This window comes from Bradyrhizobium sp. Ses1 (assembly GCF_059512365.1).
Map to the genome: position 1 here is coordinate 1 of NZ_JCAMOQ010000208.1, position 536 is coordinate 536.

The window sequence follows — 536 nt, forward strand, 5'->3', positions numbered from 1 at the left end:
ACCGCCAATAGCGCACCGGCGATCCGCTCAAGATGCGGATGGCCGGCGACGAGTGCCTGGATCCGTCCGGCAAACTCGCGCTTCGTCGGCGTGCCGACCTTGAGACCGAAGCCGCGCAGGATCCCGCGCAGGCTGTTCTCGACGTCGAGCAGCTTCGATTGCACCAGCTTGCGGGCGGTCAGCGTCGCCCGCGTCTCCTGCGCGCTTAGCGACTTGCAGTGCACCGGCCGGAACCAGCCCAACCGGATCAGCTGCGCGATCCCCCGGGCGTCGTTGCGATCCGACTTCACCGGCATGGCCTTGAACGCATCCCGCACGTGCCGCGTCTCCAGCAGCTCCACGGCGAGCCCGGCCGCCTTCATCTTTGCAAACAGCCATTGCGACAGCGGGCCGGCCTCCAGCCCGATCCGCTCAAGACCGTAGCCGAGCGCGCGGAACCAGGCGATCAGCGCCTCCGGCTCGCTCGCCACCTTGGCTTCCCGCACGATCTTGCCGTTGGCGTCAACCACACACACGCTCGAGCATTCCAATGACAC

The 536-nt window shown here is 67.4% G+C and carries 1 protein-coding gene; it reads right to left on the reverse strand.

Annotated features, from left to right (window positions below; all coding sequences use genetic code 11):
• A partial coding sequence (locus AC5ZG5_RS46400; RefSeq protein ID WP_496165592.1) for an IS110 family transposase occupies positions 1-536 on the reverse strand: 536 nt, incomplete at both ends.